21 protein-coding genes are annotated in these 19787 nt (G+C 56.4%); 9 read left to right on the top strand and 12 right to left on the bottom strand.

What is annotated here, in order from left to right; all coding sequences use genetic code 11:
* Positions 1–25: 25 nt before the first annotated feature.
* Entirely contained in the window at positions 26–223 is a 198-nt protein-coding gene (locus ABIE11_RS09690; RefSeq protein WP_100777263.1) for a YbdD/YjiX family protein, read from the top strand.
* Here the strand turns inward: ABIE11_RS09690 and ABIE11_RS09685 are convergent.
* The 3 genes from ABIE11_RS09685 to ABIE11_RS09675 all read right to left on the bottom strand — a co-directional run bounded on the left by ABIE11_RS09685 (position 220) and on the right by ABIE11_RS09675 (position 2781).
* On the bottom strand, positions 220–624 hold the full coding sequence (locus ABIE11_RS09685) for a helix-turn-helix domain-containing protein (RefSeq protein ID WP_429184392.1): 405 nt from the start codon (positions 622–624) through the stop codon (positions 220–222). The genes ABIE11_RS09690 and ABIE11_RS09685 overlap by 4 nt on opposite strands.
* A gap of 267 nt (positions 625–891) precedes the next feature.
* The gene (locus ABIE11_RS09680; RefSeq protein ID WP_100777261.1) at positions 892–1635 is read right to left on the bottom strand and encodes an SDR family NAD(P)-dependent oxidoreductase; all 744 of its coding nucleotides are present in this window, start codon (positions 1633–1635) and stop codon (positions 892–894) included.
* Between the two features lie 57 nt (positions 1636–1692).
* Positions 1693–2781 (bottom strand): oxidoreductase, encoded by a 1089-nt coding sequence (locus ABIE11_RS09675; protein WP_429184391.1) that lies wholly within the window; start codon positions 2779–2781, stop codon positions 1693–1695.
* Between the two features lie 162 nt (positions 2782–2943).
* Here ABIE11_RS09675 and ABIE11_RS09670 point away from each other — a divergent pair, with 162 nt between their 5' ends.
* The 4 genes from ABIE11_RS09670 (at position 2944) to ABIE11_RS09655 (ending at position 7852) form a co-directional block, all read left to right on the top strand.
* The gene (locus tag ABIE11_RS09670) at positions 2944–4446 is read left to right on the top strand and encodes a sugar ABC transporter ATP-binding protein (protein ID WP_429184390.1); all 1503 of its coding nucleotides are present in this window, start codon (positions 2944–2946) and stop codon (positions 4444–4446) included.
* Positions 4443–5438, top strand: coding sequence for an ABC transporter permease (locus ABIE11_RS09665; RefSeq protein ID WP_149044983.1), 996 nt, complete (start codon positions 4443–4445; stop codon positions 5436–5438). Before ABIE11_RS09670 ends, ABIE11_RS09665 begins: the two co-directional genes overlap by 4 nt.
* Before the next feature lie 20 nt (positions 5439–5458).
* Positions 5459–6523: a sugar ABC transporter substrate-binding protein gene (locus tag ABIE11_RS09660; RefSeq protein ID WP_100777257.1), complete on the top strand. Its 1065-nt coding sequence runs from the start codon at positions 5459–5461 to the stop codon at positions 6521–6523.
* Between the two features lie 84 nt (positions 6524–6607).
* On the top strand, positions 6608–7852 hold the full coding sequence (locus ABIE11_RS09655) for an LVIVD repeat-containing protein (RefSeq protein WP_429184389.1): 1245 nt from the start codon (positions 6608–6610) through the stop codon (positions 7850–7852).
* Positions 7853–7901: 49 nt separating this feature from the next.
* Here the strand turns inward: ABIE11_RS09655 and mtnK are convergent, their stop codons facing one another.
* Positions 7902–9101 (bottom strand): S-methyl-5-thioribose kinase, encoded by a 1200-nt coding sequence (gene mtnK, locus ABIE11_RS09650; protein ID WP_100777255.1) that lies wholly within the window; start codon positions 9099–9101, stop codon positions 7902–7904.
* Positions 9102–9206: 105 nt separating this feature from the next.
* Here mtnK and mtnA point away from each other — a divergent pair, with 105 nt between their 5' ends.
* The gene (gene mtnA / locus ABIE11_RS09645) at positions 9207–10223 is read left to right on the top strand and encodes an S-methyl-5-thioribose-1-phosphate isomerase (RefSeq protein ID WP_429184388.1); all 1017 of its coding nucleotides are present in this window, start codon (positions 9207–9209) and stop codon (positions 10221–10223) included.
* A gap of 192 nt (positions 10224–10415) precedes the next feature.
* On the opposite strand, the gene ABIE11_RS09640 is transcribed toward mtnA, so the two are convergent.
* From ABIE11_RS09640 to ABIE11_RS09630, 3 genes are read right to left on the bottom strand one after another with little or no spacing between them, the layout of a single operon-like run.
* A complete protein-coding gene (locus ABIE11_RS09640; protein WP_319423855.1) occupies positions 10416–10958 on the bottom strand; it encodes a 1,2-dihydroxy-3-keto-5-methylthiopentene dioxygenase in 543 nt (180 codons plus the stop codon).
* Complete coding sequence (mtnC, locus tag ABIE11_RS09635; protein ID WP_429184387.1) at positions 10955–11644, bottom strand: acireductone synthase; 690 nt, start codon at positions 11642–11644, stop codon at positions 10955–10957. Before mtnC ends, ABIE11_RS09640 begins: the two co-directional genes overlap by 4 nt.
* Positions 11641–12255: a methylthioribulose 1-phosphate dehydratase gene (locus ABIE11_RS09630; RefSeq protein ID WP_429184386.1), complete on the bottom strand. Its 615-nt coding sequence runs from the start codon at positions 12253–12255 to the stop codon at positions 11641–11643. The genes mtnC and ABIE11_RS09630 overlap by 4 nt, the downstream gene beginning before the upstream one ends.
* A 121-nt stretch (positions 12256–12376) precedes the next feature.
* On the opposite strand from ABIE11_RS09630, the gene ABIE11_RS09625 reads away from it, so the two are divergent.
* Entirely contained in the window at positions 12377–13537 is a 1161-nt protein-coding gene (locus ABIE11_RS09625) for a pyridoxal phosphate-dependent aminotransferase (protein WP_248859815.1), read from the top strand.
* Here the strand turns inward: ABIE11_RS09625 and ABIE11_RS09620 are convergent, their stop codons facing one another.
* Positions 13538–14164 (bottom strand): IbrB-like domain-containing protein, encoded by a 627-nt coding sequence (locus tag ABIE11_RS09620; RefSeq protein WP_429184385.1) that lies wholly within the window; start codon positions 14162–14164, stop codon positions 13538–13540.
* Entirely contained in the window at positions 14149–15372 is a 1224-nt protein-coding gene (locus tag ABIE11_RS09615) for a phosphoadenosine phosphosulfate reductase (protein ID WP_102104194.1), read from the bottom strand. The genes ABIE11_RS09620 and ABIE11_RS09615 overlap by 16 nt, the downstream gene beginning before the upstream one ends.
* A 702-nt stretch (positions 15373–16074) precedes the next feature.
* On the opposite strand from ABIE11_RS09615, the gene ahpC reads away from it, so the two are divergent.
* Both ahpC and ahpF read left to right on the top strand, forming a co-directional pair.
* The gene (gene ahpC / locus ABIE11_RS09610) at positions 16075–16638 is read left to right on the top strand and encodes an alkyl hydroperoxide reductase subunit C (protein WP_100777247.1); all 564 of its coding nucleotides are present in this window, start codon (positions 16075–16077) and stop codon (positions 16636–16638) included.
* A 217-nt stretch (positions 16639–16855) separates the two neighbouring features.
* Positions 16856–18421, top strand: a complete 1566-nt coding sequence (ahpF, locus tag ABIE11_RS09605; protein WP_429184384.1) for an alkyl hydroperoxide reductase subunit F — start codon at positions 16856–16858, stop codon at positions 18419–18421.
* A 92-nt stretch (positions 18422–18513) separates the two neighbouring features.
* Here the strand turns inward: ahpF and uspG are convergent, their stop codons facing one another.
* From uspG to rnk, 3 genes are all read right to left on the bottom strand, one after another.
* A complete protein-coding gene (gene uspG, locus ABIE11_RS09600) occupies positions 18514–18942 on the bottom strand; it encodes a universal stress protein UspG (protein ID WP_100777245.1) in 429 nt (142 codons plus the stop codon).
* A 134-nt stretch (positions 18943–19076) separates the two neighbouring features.
* Positions 19077–19166: a small membrane protein YldA gene (gene yldA / locus ABIE11_RS09595; protein WP_276528585.1), complete on the bottom strand. Its 90-nt coding sequence runs from the start codon at positions 19164–19166 to the stop codon at positions 19077–19079.
* A 139-nt stretch (positions 19167–19305) separates the two neighbouring features.
* Positions 19306–19716: a nucleoside diphosphate kinase regulator gene (gene rnk, locus ABIE11_RS09590; protein WP_100777244.1), complete on the bottom strand. Its 411-nt coding sequence runs from the start codon at positions 19714–19716 to the stop codon at positions 19306–19308.
* Between the last annotated feature and the right edge of the window lie 71 nt (positions 19717–19787).

The raw sequence follows: 19787 nt of genomic DNA, 5'->3' as shown, positions 1-19787 counted from the left end.
TTTTCACCACTCCGGGAACCGAATCATGTTCGATACCTTATCCAAAGCAGGGAAATACCTCGGCCAGGCGGCCAAAATGATGATCGGCGTGCCGGACTATGACAATTATGTCGAGCATATGCGGGTTACGCATCCGGACCAGACGCCAATGACCTACGAGGAATTTTTCCGCGATCGTCAGGACGCCCGTTACGGCAGCAAAGGTGGGGCGAAGTGCTGTTAACCCTCTTTCGGGTGATACAGACTGATCTGCTCCTGCGTGCAGCCATAAATGGCCGCAAGTTTTTCACGCGTGCGCTTTTGCGGGCGTGAGTCGAGCGCCTCGAGCTGTGAAACGGCAGACTGACTGATGCCCAGTTTGTCGGCAACGTCCTGTTGAGATAAGCCGCGCAAAATACGCCATGCAGCCTGCAGACTGACATTTTCTTTATGCATCACGTCGCAGACATCACCCGGTAGCTCGACATCATCATCGGTATCGTGCTCACACTCGATATCTTCCAGATCGCTATCCCTCTCGTCATCGTTTTCCGACAGCTGTAAACACATGCGCGAATATTCATGCCAGGGGATCACCGCAAACTGCGTTGTTCCTTCATCATCCTGAATTAGCTGAACAGCCATATGGCACAATCTCCTCATGCAGATAAGTGGTTGAGGTTTTGCGTTTTTTGACCAACAAATCGATTTGAATCTACGCACTTTACACCCACAGTTTTTATAAGGAAATAATAAGACTATTAGACAATTTCCGAATTTCTTTTGGGCACTGTAAGGCACAGAATTTGCTGGTGAAAGAGGCAAAATAGAAGGCTGCGAGACCCCTCGCAAGCGCCTCTGTCAGGCGACAGAGGCGTGCAAAAAACCTGGAATCAGGGCGGCAAAAAAGTCTCAGGCATTGAGGCCGCCATCCACATCCAGACCGGTGCCGGAGATTTGCCCTGCCGCCGGGCTTGCCAGGAAGGTGACCGCCGCCGCGATATCTTCCGGCTGGCCGTAATGACCGATGGCGATCAGCTGGCGCTGGGAGTCGGCCTGCTCGCCATCTTCCGGGTTCATGTCGCTGTTGGTAGGGCCGGGATGGACCAGATTGACGGTGATGCCGCGCGGTCCCAGATCGCGGGCCAGACCTCGGGTCAGGGAGTTAAGCGCCGATTTCGTCATGGAATAGACTGCTATGCCCGGCTGGGCGACGCGGTTGGCGAGACAACTGCCGATATTGATGATGCGCCCGCCATCAGACAGATGGACCAGCGCGGCCTGGGTAGCGATCACCACGCCGCGAATGTTGACGTTGATAAGGGCATCAATGTCCGCAAGCGTCATGGACTCCAGCGGACCGCCGCGCGCAATCCCGGCGTTATTGACCAGAATATCCAGCCCACCGAGCGTGCGTGCCGCCTGCGTAACGGCATCCTGAATGGCCTCTGCGCTGGCGCTGTCTGCCTGAATGGCTTCGCTGTTGCGCCCCAGCGCCGCTATCTCTGCGGCGACGGCCTGGGCTTTATCGGCGGATTTTTCATACGTAATAACCACGTCGGCCCCGGCCTGAGCCAGGGATAGCGCGATGGCACGGCCCAAACCACGACTGGCGCCAGTAACCAGCGCCTTCTTACCCGTTAAATCGATCTGCATGATGACCTCGTTGCGAGAGTGGTGAGAATCATCATTAGGTATAGACGGTCGAAGCGATTAGCGGCTGAGGTTTTCCACCTTCACCAATGCGGCGTAAAGCGACTCGGGCGTAAGCGTCACCGGCAGAGAGTGAATCGACTCTACCGGGCGCAGCGTATGGGCGATCACCTTATCCAGTTCAGCGCGGTTGTTAATATCCACCTCCAGTTCGCGAAGGGTCGTTGGCAGATGAAAACGCTGATACGACGCAATTAACTGCGCGAGAACATCGTCCTGACCGAGCAGGGCGCTCTGCACCAGAATGCCGTAGGCCACTTTGGTGCCGTGGAGGAATTTTTCGGTCTGCGGCAGAACCGTTAAACCGTTATGCACCGCATGAGCTGCCGCCACGCGGGTATAGCGCTCGCCCAGCCCGCCAACCATCCCGCCACCGGCGATAATGGCGTCGACCACATCGCGAAACGCCTGGGTCTGTTCGCCGCGCGCCTGATCGGCCAGCGCCTGCTCGCTGCTCTCCAGCAGCACGTCGCGGATCGCCAGCGCGCCGTTAATGCCAAGCCGCACCGTCAGAGGCAGCGCTTCCGGTTTTGGTGCCAGCACCACCGCTTCGTACCATTTCGCCAGCGTGTCGCCGATACCCGCCAGCAGGTATTCCGCCGGGGCGTTGAGGATAATCTGTGGCTCGACCAGCACCAGGAAGTTGGCGTCATCGAATATCTCAAACTGAAGCGCCTGACCGGCGTCGTTGTACCACACGGACAGCGGCGTCCAGGCCGCGCAAGTGGCGGCGATAGTCGGAATGCCGACGAACGGCGCACCCAGACGACGCGCCACGGCTTTGACCGTGTCCATCACTGCGCCGCCGCCCACGCCGATCACCACGCTGACATCATCGCACGCGTCATTCACCAGATGGGTGACATCCCGCTCGCTGCAGTGGCCCTTAAACAGCAGATGCTTCGCGCCTGCGGCGTGGAAGCTGTCAGGCAGGAACGGGCGGGCACCTTCGATGGCGCGTTCACCGTAAATCCACACCGCGCGGGACAGCTGTTCCGGGGTGAAGAAATCGCTCAGGCGCGCAAGGCTGCCGTTGTGGGAGAAGTAGTTTGCCGGGCCGGGTACGACGCGAATATCAGTGTGACTCATGAGGGTGTCCTTTTTGCGAAGCGCTAACCCGATGTTATGTCTGGACATCCGGATGGCTAATAATATTTAGCTTTATCTTATGCCTTTTCTATCATTGCCAGTCAACCCGAGCTGTGAAAAATTCCATAAATCAAAATATTAAATAAGAAGGAATGACAGCGGATGGGTTCCAGTCGCCTTGAGATGCGCGGTATCAGCCTGGCCTTTTCCGGCTTTCAGGCGCTGTCGCGCGTGGATTTCACCCTGACGGGCGGTTCTGTCCATGCGCTGACGGGGGCCAACGGGGCGGGAAAATCGACGCTGATGGCGGTGCTCTGCGGCACGCATGACCACTACGAGGGCGAAATCAGCATTAACAATCAGCCGGTGGCCATTCGTGAACCGCTGGACGCCAAACGGCTGGGCATTCACCTGGTGCAGCAGGAGGTGGACGTGGCGCTGATCCCGGGCCTCAGTATCGCCGAAAACATTATGCTCGATAATCTGGCGCAGCCGGGCCATCGCTACCGCTGGCGCGCGATTCGCGAGCAGGCGCAGCAGGCCCTGGCGCAGCTGGATATCTCCCTTAATGTCCGTCGTTCCATCGATAGCTGCACCCTCGCCGAAAAGCAGCAAATTCTGCTGGCGCGGGCATTGTCGCATCACTGCCGTTTTCTGATTCTGGATGAGCCGACCGCACCGCTGGACACGCACGAAAGCGAGCGCCTGTTCGCGGTGGTCCGACGCCTGCAACAGCAGGGGATCGGCGTGGTGTTTATCTCCCATCGCATTCATGAGCTGAAAGCCATTTGCGACACCCTAACCGTGCTGCGCGACGGGAAGCTGATTGAGTCCGGGCCGATGGCTTTACTGTCCGGCGAAGATATCGTCGAGAAGATGCTCGGTCATGAACTGAGCGACATCTATCCGCCTGCGCGACCGCCGCACAGTGATGAAACCTTGCTGCGCGTGGAAGGGCTGCACGACGAAGCGCTGTTGAAAGATATCTCCCTGCACCTGCGCAAGGGCGAAATTCTTGGCATTGCCGGGCTTGCCGGGGCGGGAAAAACCGAGCTGTGCAAAGCGCTGTTTGGCGCCTCGAAAAGCCGCGTCGATCGCGCAGAGCTGAACCATCAGCCGTGGCAGCCGCGCGATCCGGCGGATTCTGTGCTGCGCGGGCTGGCGCTGGTGCCGGAAGAGCGGCGCAAAGAGGGCATTTTTATTGACGAGCCGGTGAGCATGAATCTGGCCGTTAGCGCAGATCACAGCTTTTCGCGCTGGAGCCTGTTTGGACATCGTCAGGCGTGGCGCTGGGCTGAGGAGGTGATCGCCCGCGTCGGTATTCGTGCACGGGGGCCGGGGCAGGTTTTACGTCGTCTGTCAGGCGGCAATCAGCAGAAAGTGGCGATTGGCAAATGGCTGCGCGGCAACGCCAGCGTACTGATTTTTGACGAGCCGACCAAAGGCGTGGACGTGAAGGCCAAAACCGATCTGTTCCAGCTGATTGATGGCCTGGCGCGCGAAGGCAAAGGGGTGATTTATGCCTCTGGCGAATTCGCCGAGCTGGTGGGATTGTGCGATCGCATCTGCGTGCTGTGGGACGGGCGCATCGTGGCGGAAGTCGCCGGGGCACAGGCCCGCGAAGAGACATTACTTTATTATTCAACCGGAGGTACGGCGTCGTGAGCAAGGCCCTTTCAGTGAATGCGACGGCGTCGGGCCGTCAGCAGTTTTTCGATTTTCTCTACAAATGGGGCATGTTGCTGACCGTTGTCGCGCTGGTGGCGATTTTTGGCATCGCATCGGACAACTTCCTCGATCCTTTTAACATCATCAATATCTTACGCTCCATCGCCATTGTGACTGTGATTGCCATCGGGGTGTCGATCTCCCTGACCGTCGGCGGGTTTGATCTCTCTGTAGGCTCGACGGCGTCGCTGGCCAATGCGCTGGTGATTTCACTCTTCGTCTGGCACGGCTACGGCACCACCGAGTCGATTCTGATCACCCTGGCGCTCTGTACGCTGGTCGGGCTGTTTAACGCCTTCCTGATTGTCATCCTCCGGATTCCGGACATGCTGGCGACCCTCGCCAGTCTGTTTGTGATTCAGGGCGTGGCGATGACCTACAGCTACGGCGGATCGATTACCGAAAACATGGTACTGCCGAGCGGCGACATGGCTGAAGGGACCATTCCAGCGGCGTTCGGGCTGCTCGGCCAGGTGCCGACCATTGTGATCATCATGCTGGTAGTGACGGTACTGGCGCAGCTGGGCCTCTCCCTGACCACCCACGGACGACGCATGTACGCCATCGGCGGAAACCCGGAAGCGGCGCGTCTGTCTGGAATTCGCACCACGCGCTACAAAGTGGCGGCGTATGTGATTGCCTCTCTGCTGGCCGGGTTAGGCGGCATTTTGCTGGCGTCACGCATTGGATCTTCGCAGGTCAATGCGGGCGGCGGTTATCTGATGGATGCGGTAGCCGCGGCGTGGATTGGCTTCTCGCTGGCGGGTTCCGGTAAACCCAACGCACTGGGAACTCTGGTGGGGGCGGTGATTTTAGGCGTGCTGTCGAACGGGCTGGTGATGCTCTCGGTTCCGTATTACGCCATGGACATTATAAAAGGGCTGGTGCTGGCAGTGGCACTGGCGATTACCTACATACAAAAACGTTAACAACACAATGGGATAACAGAATGAAGAAAATAGCACTCTCTTTGGTGGCGCTGGGGTTACTGACCGCGTTACCGGGTTACGCGGCCACCCCAGCACCCGTTCCGGCGGCGATTGCAAACCATGACGGTCCGATTCGTATCGCGGTGATCCGCAACCTTGGCTCCGACGACAACACCACGCAGTTTGTCTCGGGCGCGATTCAGGAAGGGAAAAAGCTCGGCTTTAAAGTCAGCACCTTTTTAAGCAACGGCGATGACGCCAAATTCCAGGATTTCGTCAACCAGGCCATCAGCCAGAAATATGACGGGATTATTCTCTCCCAGGGCCGCGATCCTTACTCCACGGCGCTGGTGAAAAAGGCCGTGGATGCCGGGATCAAAGTGGCGGTGTTTGATACGGCCGTCAACGGTGAGATTCCGGGCGTGACCGTCACTCAGCAGGATGATGCCTCCCTGACGAATCTCTCCTTCGGCCAGCTGGCGAAAGATTTCAACGGCAAAGCCAATATTATCAAACTGTGGGTCGCGGGTTTCCCGCCGATGGAGCGTCGTCAGGCGGCGTACCAGGCGCTGCAAAAAGAGTATCCGGGCATCAAAGAGCTGGAGTCGATTGGTGCGGTGTCCTCTGACGTGCAGGGCGATACGGCGAACAAAGTGGGCGCGGTGCTGGCGAAGTACCCGAAAGGCCAAATCGATGCGATCTGGGGAACCTGGGATGCCTTCAGCCAGGGCGCTTACAAAGCGCTGAAAGAGAATGGCCGCACCGAGATCAAACTCTACAGCATCGATATTTCGAACCAGGATCTGCAACTGATGCGTGAATCCGGCAGCCCGTGGAAAGTGAGCGTGGCGGTTGACCCGAAACTGATTGGCGCCACTAACGTGCGCCTGATCGCCAATAAAATCGCAGGTGAAACCACGCCAGCGACCTACGACTTTAAAGCGGCGGCAATTCCACAGGCACTGCTGGCGGCCCAGCCGGGTGCGGTCAATGTGGCATCACTCGGAAAAATCATTCCGGGCTGGGGCCAGACCGAAGATTTCGTCGCGCCGTGGTTTGCGACCCTGGAAGCGAAGAGCAAATAATATTGCCCGGTGGCGCTGCGCTAACCGGGCCTACGTTCTGTAGGCCGGAGAAGGCGTAGCCGCCATCCGGCAAAAGGAACGGATATGTCCTCTCAATTACCTACACCGGAATACAGCCGCAATATGCGGCTCATCGGTCACAGCGATCAGGGCGGTCGCCCGGACGGCGTTCAGCTGATGGTCCATCGCGGCTTTGCCTACATCGGGCATATGGTGTCGCAGGGCTTTTCCATCGTCGACGTACGTGACCCGAAAAATCCCAAAGCGGCGGGCTACGTGGCTGCGCCGCCCGGCACCTGGAATGTGCATCTCCAGGTCCATGACGATCTGTTACTGGTCATCAACGCCCGCGATCTGTTTGCCGACGCCCGTTTTGCCGATGAAAAGGTCTACTACACCCGCCAGGTAGGGCACACCGTCAGCGACGTGCAGGACAAAGGCTGGAGCGCAGGGCTGCGAATTTTTGATATCTCCACGCCGGACAAACCGCGTGAAATCAGCTTCTTGTCGCTCGACGGGATCGGTATTCATCGCATCTGGTACGTCGGCGGGCGCTGGGCGTATGTCTCGGCGCTGATCCATGGCTTTACCGACTACATTTTCCTGACTATCGATCTTGCCGATCCGCGCAAACCGGAAGTGGCAGGCCGCTGGTGGCTGCCGGGGATGAATCAGGCGGCAGGCGAACAACCGAACTGGCCGGAGGGCAAACGCTACGCGCTGCATCATGCGATCATCGCGGGCGATACGGCCTACGGCAGCTGGCGCGATGGCGGGCTGACCCTGCTGGATGTGAAGGACAGAACCCAGCCGAAATTGATTAGCCATCGCAACTGGAGCCCGCCGTTTGGCGGTGGAACGCATACCGCGCTGCCGCTGCCCGATCGGGACCTGCTGGTGGTGCTGGACGAAGCGGTGCTCGACAACCAGGAGGACGGCGAAAAGCTGATCTGGCTGTTTGATATCCGCGAGCCGTCGAACCCGGTCAGTATCTCGACCTTTCCGCAGCCGGAAGAGACAGATTACGTGGCGAAAGGGGCGCACTTCGGGCCGCACAATCTGCACGAAAACCGGCCCGGGAGTTTTATCAGCTCGACGCTGATTTTCGCCACCTACCAGAATGCAGGCGTGCGCGCGTACGACATTTCGAATCCGTACCGCCCGGTGGAAACCGGCGCGCTGGTTCCGGCCGCGCCGGAGAAGATGATGGACACGCGCCCTCATCGCCCGCAGGTGATTCAGTCATGCGATGTGTTTGTGGATGCGCAGGGGATTATCTACAGCACGGATTACAACGGCGGGCTGTCGGTGATTGAGTATCTGGGATAAGTGTGACAGGCCGGGCAGGCGACATCGCCACCCGGCAAGGGTTACGGAATCAGCTGTACTGGCGAACACGCGCCACGAGTTCTTCGGCGCTGTCGATTCGGTCGGCAATCACAATCAACGCTCTGCCGAGCGTAATGGCGTGGCGCAGGCACTCGTGGCGCATTGCTTCGTCCGCAATGGTGTCGATATCCGCCACGTGCGACAGCCCAACGCTTCGGCGAATCAGCTCGGTGCCGCAAAAACCGATAGCATCGGTCCAGACCTTTTTCAGAAATTCTGACGCATAGCCCGGCACGCTCAGGGCCGCATCGCGGGTTTTTTCACGCGCCAGGGCCTGGAAACGTTCCGCGAAGGTGTTCCACAGCTCCTGAATATCCGTCAGGCGCTGCTCGCGGGCGGCAGCGGCATCGCGAATACCCAGATGGCCCGGCAGACCGCAGAAGTTCAGCAGCAGATTGCCGATGGCGGTGCCGATATCGAAACCGATCGGCCCGTAATAGCCGAACTCGGCGTCAATCGCCTTCAGGCTGCCCTCCGCGACAAAAATCGAGCCGCTGTGAATATCGCCGTGCAGCAGCGCTTCGGCCTGCGAGAAGAAACGGTGCTTGAGCGAGGCGACGGCAATTTTCAGCCGATCGTCACTGCGCAGGGCGGCCACGTCCGCTTCCAGTGCCGCCGGATAGTTATTGCGCTCGTGGATCTGGTACGGATCGTTAAAGAACAGGTCCTCGGTGATCTCACACATTTCCGGGTTGATGTACTTCGCCACCTGCGCCTTTTTGACGTGCGGATGGAGGTAAAAATCGCTGGTGTGGAACAGGGTGTGAGCGAGATATTCCCCCAGCTGACGCGAAGCCTGCGGGTACCAGACGCCGCTAATCAGCTCGCCGCGCCAGATTTTATGGCTGGAGAGATCTTCCATCACCATCACCGCCAGCTCCGGATCGTAATGGTGGATTTTGACCGTGTGCTGCGGGCTGTGCTGGTAGTGCTCGACCAGGGTTTGCGCTTCGAGGCGGGCGCGATCCAGCGTGAGTGGCCAGGACTCACCCACGCAGCGCACGTAAGGCAGCGCCTGCTTGACGATGATACGGCTGACGCCGTCGGCATCGAAAATTTTAAACACCAGATTGAGGTTGCCGTCGCCCACTTCCTGCGCCTCCACCAGCGATGATGGGTCATCAAGGCCGCCGAACTGCTTTGCATATTCCACGGCATCCTGGGCGGTAAAGGTACGGTATTGCGACATTGCCTGTTCCTCATCAGTTCTGGTAATAAAGACATTTAGACGTCTATACATCTGAATTTTATCCTGACACAATGTGATACAACAACGCAACAGAGAATTAACGACATGCAGACATTACAGACGACAAGCCTGCGGGTGGCGGGTAATCAGCTATTTATTCTCGACCAACAGGCGCTTCCGCAGGAGAAACGCTGGCTGGATGCCTCCACAGTAGAGGCGCTGGTCGGCCACATTCACGCGCTCAGAGTGCGCGGCGCGCCGCTGATTGGGCTGTCTGCGAGCCTTTTGCTGGCGCTGCTGGCCGAGGCAGGGAAAAGCCGCGACGAGCTGGCGTTGGCCCTCGACACTTTGCGGGCGTCACGCCCAACGGCCGTGAACCTGATGAACAATCTCGATCGCATGAAGCAGGCGCTGTGGCAGGAGGATTTTGTCCCTGCGCTGAGCGCTGAGGCCCTGCGTCTGATCGATGAGGATAAGCAGCTTTGCGACGCCATCGCCCGCGCCGGAAGCGAACTGGTGAAGCCTGGAAGCCGTCTGCTGACCCATTGCAATACCGGTGGGCTGGCGACTGCGGGCGTCGGTACGGCGCTGGGGGTGATTGCGGTTGCTCATCAGCAGGGAAAAATCGCCAGTGTCTGGGTGGATGAAACGCGCCCGCTGTTGCAGGGCGGCAGACTCACCGCCTGGGAACTGGGCGAATTGGGCGTGCCGTATCAGCTGATCACCGACTCCATGGCTGCCAGCCTGATGGCGAAAGGGCTGGTGGACGCAGTGTGGGTTGGGGCGGATCGCATTGCCGCCAACGGCGATGTGGCGAACAAAATCGGCACTTACTCACTGGCGGTACTGGCGAAATTCCACGGGATTCCCTTTTATGTCGCAGCACCGCAAACCACGCTGGACCCGAACTGTCCGAACGGTGATGCCATCCCTATCGAACAGCGCGCGGCCAGCGAAGTAACGGGTGTTGCCGGGAGTTTTGGCGCGGTGCAGTGGGCACCGGAAGAGGCGAAAGTCTACAACCCGGCGTTTGACGTGACGCCTGCGGCGCTGATCAGCGGGTGGGTGCTGGATACGGGCGTAGTGTGGCCGGAAGCGGTGGCAAAAGTGAAATTCGCCTGAGTGCGGTTATGCTTTTAGGGCATCCTTTGAGGAAGACCGAAACGTGATGCGTGATCCTGATTTAACACTCAAACGCGTGGTGGATGGGGCATCGTGCTGGAGCGGCTGGTTGTTGATGCGAACGGACTGAAGCGCTGAAGGCATCTACCGCTGAACAAGCCGGGTCAGCGTTCGCGCCGCCCGGCAAAGCGCTTAAGCCAGTCGCGGATAGCCATCCGCGATTTCACTTCCCGTGAACTGCGCAATCCATCCTTCCGGGTTATCGAAAATGCGGATCGCGGTGAAGTTGGGTTCGGAACCCATATCAAACCAGTGCGGCGTGCCGGCGGGTACGGAGATGAGGTCATTTTTCTCACACAGCACCTGGTACACCTGGTCTTCGATGTGCAGACAAAACAGCCCGGCACCCTCGACAAAGAAACGCACTTCATCTTCGCCGTGAGTATGTTCGTTGAGAAACTTCGCGCGCAGCGCCTCTTTCTGCGGGTTATCCGCGCGCAGGCTGATAACATCCCAGCTCTGATAGCCTTTCTCCGCCACCAGTTTATCGATCGCGTGCTGATACGCATTAATCACCGTTTCCGGTGCGGGATCGCGGCCTAAATCGCGGTCGGCTTCCCAGCGTTCAAAACGCACACCGCGGGCGTTGAGCTTTTCAGCGATATCACGGGGATCGGTGCTGTGCCACAGCGGGGCGCGGGTGTCGGTGTCGGAATAAATGGTCAAAGCGCTCATGAAGGGATCTGCTCCGGATTAATCTCGTCGAATTGGTGTACCTGATGGTGGTGGCTCGCGCCATCGTCATCACCGCGAATCAGCTGCAGGGTACGAAAACCTGCCTGCTCAGCGGCGTCCAGCTCCTGGTGAATGTCCGAGAGGAACAGGATTTGCGACGGGGCGGCGCCGATCTGCGCGGCAATGGTGGTGTAGGACTGCACATCACGTTTAGCGCCCACGTGGGTATCGAAATAACCGCTGAACAGATGAGTAATATCACCTTCGTCGCTGTAGCCAAATAACAGTTTCTGCGCTGCGACAGAGCCAGAGGAATAAATATAGAGATCAATCCCTTGCGCTTTCCATTTTTCCAGCGCAGGCAAAACGTCCGGGTAGAGATGGCCCGTGAAATCGCCGTTAGCGTATCCGTCGTGCCAGATGATCCCTTGCAGGGCCTTCAGGGCGGTGGATTTCCTGTCTTCATCCATAAACGTAAACAGGGTGTCGATAAGTTCGCTGATGCTGGCGTGGGGGCTGGCAATTTCATCACGCAGATTGTCCAGAATGGATTTCACCGGTTCGGCGTACTGCTGGGCGGTGACAAACGCCGCCAGCCGCTCGCGCGCATAGGGGAATAGCACATTGTGGACAAAACGAATATCGCTGGTGGTCCCTTCAATATCCGTCACAATCGCGCGAATCATAATCTCTCCAGTTGTCGTAAACGCATTTCGCATTCAAATAAGAATTCAAGGCCTTCAAGGTGACGGCGGGCTTCGGCCACATCGCGTCCCCAGCAGGTTAAGCCATGACCGCGCAGAAGAAAACCATAATTAAGTGGGGTTTCCTGTGCGTAATGGGCGATTCGTGAGGCGAGGGCGTCAATATCCTGGTCGTTGTCAAACACCGGAATAGCGAGGGTATCCAGATGGGTGGTCTGCCCGCTGAGGGATTTTTGCATCTCAAAACCGCTGATGCGCAGCTCGGCCGTTTTGGTCAGGCGCGACAGCACGGTGGCATTGACCGTATGCACGTGCAGCACCGCGTTGGCCTGCGGAAACAGGCGATAAATCAGCGTGTGCAAGCCCGTTTCCGCCGACGGTTTGCGCCCGGACGGCGCGCGGTTGGTGGCGATCTCCACTTGCAGGAAATCATCCGTTGTCAGGCTGCCCTTGTCTTTGCCAGATTCGCTCAGCCAGCACAGCGTGTCGTCCTGTCGCACGGACATGTTCCCGCCCGTCGCGGGGGCCCAGCCTTTGGCACCAATCCAGCGGCAGGCGTCGACGAGTTGTGTGAGTTGCAGGTGGTCTGTCATTTTCCTTTACCCTCTCGGCAGGAATAATTATATGATTTAGACGTCTAAGCGTCTTGATTGCCAAAGACTAACATCGTGTTATAGTGGCAGCAACATAAGTATTACATGCAGGCACGACACAATGAGCAATAACCCGTTGATTCCGCAAAGCAAACTTCCCAATCTTGGTACCACCATCTTTACGCAGATGAGCGCGCTGGCCCAGGCCCATAACGCCATCAACCTTTCGCAGGGATTCCCTGACTTTGACGGCCCGACCTATCTGCAGGAGCGCCTGGCGCACCACGTGGCGCAAGGGGCCAATCAGTATGCGCCGATGACGGGCGCGCAGCCGCTGCGAGAGGCGATTGCCGATAAAACGGCAGAACTCTATGGCTACAAGCCGGACGCCAACAGTGAAGTGACGGTGACGGCGGGGGCGACAGAGGCGCTGTATGCGGCGATTACCGCGCTGGTGCGTACCGGTGATGAGGTGATTTGCTTCGATCCGAGCTACGACAGCTATGCGCCAGCCATTGAACTCTCCGGCGGCGTGGTCAAACGTGTTGCGCTTCAGCCGCCGCATTTTCGCCCCGACTGGCAGGCTTTCGCCGCGCTGCTGAGTGAGAAAACCCGTCTGGTTATCCTTAATACGCCGCACAACCCGTCGGCAACTGTTTGGCGCAAAGCGGATTTCGCGGCGCTGTGGCAGGCGATTGCTGAACGTGAAATCTATGTATTGAGCGACGAAGTCTACGAGCACATCTGTTTTGCAGACGAGGGGCACGCCAGCGTGCTCGCCCATCCGCAGCTTCGCGAACGCGCCATCGCGGTGTCATCGTTTGGTAAAACCTATCACATGACCGGCTGGAAAGTGGGCTATTGCGTCGCGCCTGCGGCGATCAGCGCCGAGTTGCGTAAAGTGCATCAGTATCTGACGTTTGCTGTAAACACCCCTGCGCAGCTGGCGCTGGCGGATATGCTCCGCGCCGAACCGGAGCACTATCGTGAATTACCGGCATTTTATCGCGCGCGACGGGATCGGTTTGTGAATGCGCTGAGCAACAGTCGGCTGGAAATTCTGCCGTGCGAAGGGACTTACTTCCTGCTGGCGGATTACAGCGCGATTTCCGATCTGGACGACGTCAGTTTTTGCCAGTGGCTGACCAAAGAGGCGGGCGTCGCCGCGATACCGCTGTCGGTATTTTGCGCCGATCCCTTCCCGCATAAACTGATTCGTCTCTGTTTTGCGAAGCAGGAATCGACGCTGTTAGCGGCGGCCGAGCGCCTGAACGCGCTGTGATTATTTAACGGTCCAGGCGTCTGAATAACGACGGTCTGCGAACAGTTCCAGCAGGCCGTTGATCTGTTTCAGGCGCAGCACTTCGTCGCTGTCCATCCCAAGCTCCAGCCCGATTTTCTCATTGTCCCAGCCGAGCAACATCAGTTCCCGGACAATCTCCGACATCGAATGGATTTGATGGCGCCCGCGCGCACGGTTGTGACGAATGGTGGCGGCCATCCGGTCGAACTTCTCCTGACGTTCTTTACGCAGGCAGGTGACGGGCAGATAGCCTTTCAACTGACGTTTTAACGCCGCCCGGTGGCTGCCAAGCTCACGCCGATGGAAACCGTCCACGATCTCGTAATTGTGCGGCCCGTTTTCAGTGACCAGGATCGGCTGCGTAAACCCATCCAGCTCCAGCGATTTGCTGAGCAGGCGTTTTTCCGGCGGGGCCACGGTATTGGGGTTGTAGTCGTTAGCGCTGATCTCTTCTTGTTTAATCCACAGTACGCAGTCAACGGGCTGTTCGTGAAAGGGGCTGAACTGGTGAATCGCCTGACGAAACGCGTTGATGGCCTCTATTTTCTTCTCTTCAGAAAGCGATTGCAGATAGTGCTCCATATCGTTAATTAATCGTTGTTGCATAAAATTCCCCACTGCTGGCGTTTGGTTTTCATTCGGTCACTGTAGCGCTGGTAATGCTTAGGTTTATTTGGGCTAAATGATAACGCCCGACACCAATAATCATTATTAAGAAGTACCTTACAAATTCGCCGCCAGGAGGGAATGTCTTTTGAGCCAATATCCGCGTCCTGAGTGTCCGGTATATTTTCCATGCCCTGTTTTTGATACCAGTGCAAATAGACGGCGATTTTGTTGCGATAATGTTCCGCCGTGGCGACAGGCATACTGTCGAGTAATAACAGGGCATATTCCTGCCAGCAAAGATGATCGGGTTTGAGAATTTTACGATGGCCGTAAAAATGGTTGTCATGACCCGCGTATATGCCTCCGCTTCGCACACCGCTGACCCGCTCGCACATCGCCGCCCAGCGCTCCGGCTCCAGCACATGGTAGAGCCATAAGCCCTGGCGCTGCTCCGGGCCAAAAGGTTCGCAAATGCGCATATAGCGAAGGGGGACGCCCGCCTGGTACATCAGATTGTACAGGGGGTTATAGCTGCAGCCGGTTTTGGCAAACCAGGTCCAGATATCGGCGGTTTTCCAGTCGTAGATGGGATACATGTACCAGGCGTGTCCGCCGGGGGCAAAGGTGGTCCAGGGTTTGTCGTCCGCGAACCGCTGTTTGCGGGCGCTGGCGATACTCAGAAAGCGGTTATAGGACTCGTCGGCGCGAATGCCGATCAGCACCGCGGCAGGGCGTTTTTGCGCATACCAGTCGGAAAAGGCTCTGACGAACGATTCGAAGGTCATCCCTTGCTGATAGAAATCAAAATAGTGCGGATCGGTAATGGCGTCTTCCGGCGGCTGGCGGACCCAGTCGGTGCCCGGCTCCCAGCACTGCCACTCAGGCTGAAATTGTGACAGGGAGTTTTGCGTAGTGAGGGGCAGTGCCACCCAGTAAAAGTGATCGATGACGTCGGAATAGTGCGCCCGCATGTTCTCGACATGTTCGATGGTGTAAGTAAATTGCGCCTCCCAGTCGATAAACAGAACGCTAATTTTCCGTTTCTGTTTACGCGCCCGCTGCGCCGTAAGATGCAACATAATGGTGGAATCTTTTCCACCGGAAAAAGAGACGCAGACTTTCGATAAGTTTTCGAGCGTCCAGTCGATTCTCTCTATTGCGGCGTCGAGAACATTCAGTTTAAGAGGATATTTATAGATGGACATAATCAATCTCTTTATGACTTTTTTTGCCATATCATTACTTCGTCGGGAATGACGTGGTGATAATAAAGCAATTCCCCTGCATGTAAAAAGAAAGTTGTCCTTAAATAAAATTTGATTGGATAGTGCCCTGGTGTTTTGTGATAACACTCGGTTTTGTGCTGACTGAAATATTATGTTTCACAATGTGCTTTAAATAAAATACATCAATGAAAATGTTTCTGGCTATTAATAATAATTGGACTGCATGGGTTGCGGCGCATTAATAATAATTTTGTATTTTATAATGGGTAAATACAGCATCAAGGGCAAATTTATTTCCTCGGGAGAATAGAGGGCAGAAGGGGCGTGAAAATCGTTATTCGGAAAAACCTATCACAGCCATAGACAGGAATGACCCGGTCGTGGATTGCTCAATGCCTGCGCGGGTGGTGTAATCGATACCGCTGTTACGACCTGACTCAGGTTCTGTAGAGCGCAACGCAAAGCCAGCTTCGGCTGGCACTGAAGGTACCTACGGGGAATTCAGGTATCAGGGCCGCCCGTTGGGGCGGCCTTTTTACTTTTGGGCTACCCAACACCATTCACAACGTTGTCGGTTCGGGTTGTAAGGTATGACTGATTGATTTGATACGGCAAACGCATTAGCCCCATCAGTCAAAGTTCGTTACCTTACATCTCAACGAAAACACGGAGGAAGTACAGATGTCTTTGATTAACACTAAAATTAAACCTTTCAAAAACCAGGCGTTCAAAAACGGTGAATTCGTCGAAGTGACCGAGAAAGATACCGAAGGTCGCTGGAGCGTGTTCTTCTTCTATCCGGCAGATTTCACCTTCGTTTGCCCGACCGAACTGGGCGACGTAGCGGATCATTACGACGAACTGCAGAAACTGGGCGTGGACGTTTACTCTGTTTCTACCGACACCCACTTCACTCACAAAGCATGGCATGGCAGCTCTGAAACCATCGCGAAAATCAAATACGCGATGATCGGCGACCCGACTGGCGCCCTGACCCGTAACTTCGACAACATGCGTGAAGATGAAGGCCTGGCTGACCGCGCCACCTTCGTCGTTGACCCGCAGGGCATTATCCAGGCTATCGAAGTTACTGCTGAAGGTATCGGCCGTGATGCATCTGACCTGCTGCGTAAAATCAAAGCAGCACAGTACGTGGCGTCTCACCCAGGTGAAGTGTGCCCGGCTAAATGGAAAGAAGGCGAAGCGACGCTGGCTCCATCTCTGGACCTGGTTGGCAAAATCTAAGATTTCCCTCTTTTTCACGCTCAGGCGCGAAATCCAAAGGAAATTGACGACGATTGGCGGGTGCATTGTGGCACCCGCTTTTTTGAAATTTTTACGTTATCTCATGTAAGCCGCATCGCGGCGGCGCTATGCGAATCCCAGGAATAAGTGACCGGGGCGCGAAGGCCGCCAGCTAAGAGGCGGTTTACATGAGGAAACGTAAAGCAGGAGATTAACGATGCTCGACACCAACATGAAAACCCAGCTCAAGGCCTACCTTGAGAAACTGACCAAACCTGTTGAGCTGATTGCCACGCTGGATGACGGCGCTAAATCGGCAGAAATCAAGGAACTGCTGGCGGAAATCGCCGAACTGTCACCAAAAGTGACCTTTAAAGAAGATAACAGCCTCGCGGTACGCAAGCCGTCATTCCTGATTACTAACCCAGGTTCTGACAAGGGGCCGCGCTTTGCCGGTTCTCCGCTGGGGCACGAATTTACCTCCCTGGTGCTGGCGCTGCTGTGGACCGGTGGGCATCCGTCGAAAGAGGCACAGGCTCTGCTGGAGCAAATCAGCAACATCGACGGCGATTTTGAATTTGAAACCTATTACTCGCTCTCGTGCCATAACTGCCCGGACGTAGTGCAGGCGCTGAACCTGATGGCAGTGCTTAACCCACGCATCAAACATACGGCCATCGACGGCGGTGTGTTCCAGAACGAAATCACCGATCGCAACGTGATGGGTGTTCCGGCGGTATTCGTCAATGGTCAGGAGTTTGGTCAGGGGCGTATGACGCTGACGGAAATCGTCGCCAAAATTGATACCGGTGCCGAAAAACGTGCGGCGGAAGAGCTGAATAAACGCGATGTTTACGACGTGCTGATTGTCGGTTCCGGCCCGGCGGGTGCGGCGGCGGCGGTCTATTCTGCCCGTAAAGGCATTCGTACCGGTCTGATGGGTGAGCGTTTCGGTGGCCAGGTGCTCGACACCGTCGACATCGAAAACTACATCTCGGTCCCGAAAACCGAAGGTCAAAAGCTGGCGGGTGCCCTGAAAGCACACGTTAGCGATTATGAAGTGGATGTGATTGATAGCCAAAGTGCCAGCAAACTGGTTCCGGCAGCGCAGGAAGGTGGCTTACACCAGATTGAAACGGCTTCCGGCGCGGTGCTGAAAGCGCGCAGCGTGATCATCGCCACCGGCGCGAAATGGCGCAACATGAACGTCCCTGGCGAAGATCAGTATCGCACCAAAGGCGTGACCTACTGCCCGCACTGCGACGGCCCGCTGTTTAAAGGTAAACGCGTGGCGGTGATTGGCGGCGGTAACTCCGGCGTTGAAGCGGCTATCGATCTGGCGGGTATTGTGGAACACGTTACCCTGCTGGAATTTGCTCCGGAAATGAAAGCCGATCAGGTGCTGCAGGATAAAGTGCGCAGCCTGAAGAACGTCGATATCGTGCTGAACGCACAGACGACGGAAGTGAAAGGCGACGGCAGCAAAGTGACAGGCCTTGAGTATCGCGACCGCGTTAGCGGCGATGTGCACAGCGTGCCGCTGTCAGGGATTTTCGTCCAGATTGGTCTGTTGCCAAACACCACCTGGCTGGAAGGCTCCGTTGAGCGTAACCGTATGGGCGAAATCATCATCGACGCCAAGTGTGAAACCAGCGTGAAGGGTGTCTTTGCGGCGGGAGACTGCACGACGGTGCCGTACAAACAGATTATCATCGCCACCGGCGAAGGGGCGAAAGCGTCATTAAGCTCGTTTGATTATCTGATTCGCACCAAAACAGCATAATAAAAGAAAGTAAGGCACCACCTGCACCAGACAAAACCCCGCGCTAGCGGGGTTTTTCTTTTGGGCGTTAGCGAACGACCATCACCTGGGCGTTAGCGAACGACCATCACCGGAATATGGGTGTGGCGAATCACGCTTGAGGCATTCGAGCCGAGCAGGTGGGTGCTGATGGACGGATTACGCGAGCCGATCACCACCACATCGGCTTTCAGTTCGTTCGCCATTTCATTGACCGCATCGCGAACGCTGCCGAAACGCACGTGGGTTTTAATCCGTGACGGATCGAGGGTGAAATGGCCGACCATGGTTTGCAGCCGCGCTTCGGCTTCGTGCTGAAGATGCTCTTCAAAGCGGCGAACATCGGCTGCAAAGCGGTGCAGGCTCAGGCTGGCCGAACCGGGCAGGACGTGCAAGAGGTGAATCACGCCATCCTGCTGCGCCAGAAACTCAGCATGGCGGACGGCTTTGTCGCTCAGTTCCATTTCGAAAACATCAACCGGCATAATAATTGTCTGATACATACCCGTTTCTCCTTGTTTATAAACGCTCGATTCATTCAATCACAAAATAATATGGTTTTCTGATATCTGTCAGACACTTTTCATATCGTGGCGTTATTTGACGTTTCTTTGCGGAGTTGAGGTGGGAGTAAAGGCTACCAGTGACGCTCAAGATATAGCACGGCCGTGACGATAATCGCCAGTAAAATTAAATAGATAAGAGAAATGACTTCTATCTCATCCATAGAAGACCCTGGGCCGTTGAAACGGATTAAGCCTGGATGAAGATAATTTTGGCTTCTATAGGAAATAAAGGTGATTTTACGGAAAGAGGATGCGGGTGCATCCTCTGGGAAACGCGATTATGCGCTTATTCAGATGAGATTAACGAAGGTAATCGCCGGCCGCTTCTGGCTGGTAGAGCAGTTCCAGCACTTCCAGATGCGCGGAGGCGCCGCCCGGTAACTCCCAGTGAATGGTGTCGCCGGTACGCAGGCCCAGCAGCGCGGCGCCGACGGGGGCGAGAACGGAAAGCTGCGTGCTGCTGTCGGTCATCTGTGCAGGATAGACCAGGGTGCGCGTGCGCTCATCGCCGGTGGTCAGATCGCGGAATTTTACCTGGCTGTTCATCGTCACGACGTCATGCGGCATGGTTTCCGGGGTACACATCTGTGCCCGGTCCAGCTCCGCGTTCAGGGCGTCGGCAACCGGCAGTGAAGCAAACTCTGGTTTTTCCAGAAGGCGGTCGATACGTTCTGCGTCGAGTTCATTAATGATAATTGTGGGTCTGGACATTTATTACTCCATGTCGTTAATGCTGCGTGTACCGCAGAAACCAATCCAAAAGAAAACCCTCGCCGTCTGGC

Origin of the sequence: Lelliottia sp. 489 (genome assembly GCF_050435885.1) — a bacterium.
Taxonomy (GTDB): domain Bacteria; phylum Pseudomonadota; class Gammaproteobacteria; order Enterobacterales; family Enterobacteriaceae; genus Enterobacter; species Enterobacter nimipressuralis.
The sequence above is the reverse complement of the archived record's forward strand: the minus strand, read 5'-3'. Positions and strand labels throughout refer to the sequence as shown.